Raw genomic sequence first — 1205 nt, 5'->3', positions numbered from 1 at the left:
GCCGTGATCATGTTGAACTCACGATTCGCGATCGTCGTGTAGTTCGAGTCACCCAGCTTGCTCGCGCTGATCGCGGTGCCGAAGTAACGGCCGCTCTGCGCGGCCGCCGCGCCCAGCGTGCTCGCCGCCGCGTCGGCGGGAACCGACACCGCCACGGCGGTGATCGCGCTGAGAACGCCGAGGGCGCCGGCGAGCAGCACCCGGCCGCGGCCTGGCCGCCGGAGCCGATCTAAGGGGGTGGCGTTCGTATCCATGCCTGAGCCTCCACAACTGAACAACGGAAAGCGGACATCCGCGGGATCGGCACCGCGTCCCATCACGGGGATGCACACCACGAGGGGCGTTGCGGACGGCAACCCCCCGCCACTTCACCACCGACCTGGCAGGGGGAGACCGCCTCGGGGACTCAGTCTGGAAATCTCCCCGAAATGTGTCAAGACTCTTCTGAAACTTTCGGCCACTGCGCTCGCCGAATGCGCGTCAAACGCGTTCCCATGAGCGGTCCTGCCTCCGAAAACATGGCAATTGTCGAGCCGCGCGAGGACATTTGTCGATGAAAGTTTCAGCGCGACGGCGAGGCCGACAGCGGGGCCGCCCTCGTCGATAACTCCAGATGAACGACGTCCGGCCCGTGCGGCGCCGTGAAACGCGGACGCCGGTCCTCTTGACGGCACCTCCCCGCTTCGTATTTGCTCCGGCGCATCACCACCGGCCGGTCGCGCGAGGAGAGGAATGGCCGACTCGTCCAGTTCGATGTTAGCGCTAACAACGCTACCTCGAGTGCCATGGAGCCTGCGGTGCCGCCTCGGAGCGAGGTCGAGCGCGCGCGGCATGCGCGTCATCTCAAGATGGAAGGACATGGCGTGAAACGAAGGCTCAGAGTCCTACTGGCGGCCGCTGCCTTGCCTCTGGCGGTTGCGGGCATGCTCCTGGGGATCCGGCCCGCCGCGGCGGCCTCACTGACCCGGGTCACCGGCTTCGGCACCAACCCCACGAACCTGAACATGTACCTCTACGTGCCCGACAGGGTCGCCGCACGCCCCGCCCTGCTGGTCCTGGTCCACTACTGCGGCGGCTCGGCCAGCGCGATCTTCAACGGCAACGGCCACGACTACGTCACCGCCGCCGACCGCTACGGCTACATCATCGTGCTCCCCGAAGCCACCCGCAGCGAGAAATGCTTCGACGTGTCCACCCCCGCCGCG

The 1205-nt window shown here is 67.0% G+C and carries 2 pseudogenes; one reads left to right on the top strand and one right to left on the bottom strand.

Features of this window, described 5'->3' with window-relative positions:
• Positions 1-254: pseudogene (locus BXA11_RS41090) on the bottom strand (endo-1,4-beta-xylanase); the annotation flags it as partial.
• Between the two features lie 669 nt (positions 255-923).
• Between BXA11_RS41090 and BXA11_RS41085 the strand changes: the two are divergent.
• Positions 924-1205 (top strand): annotated as a pseudogene (locus BXA11_RS41085) (extracellular catalytic domain type 1 short-chain-length polyhydroxyalkanoate depolymerase); the annotation flags it as partial.

Source organism: Microbispora rosea (genome assembly GCF_900156315.1).
In the GTDB taxonomy this organism is placed as follows: Bacteria; Actinomycetota; Actinomycetes; order Streptosporangiales; family Streptosporangiaceae; genus Microbispora; species Microbispora rosea.
The sequence above is the reverse complement of the archived record's forward strand: the minus strand, read 5'-3'. Positions and strand labels throughout refer to the sequence as shown.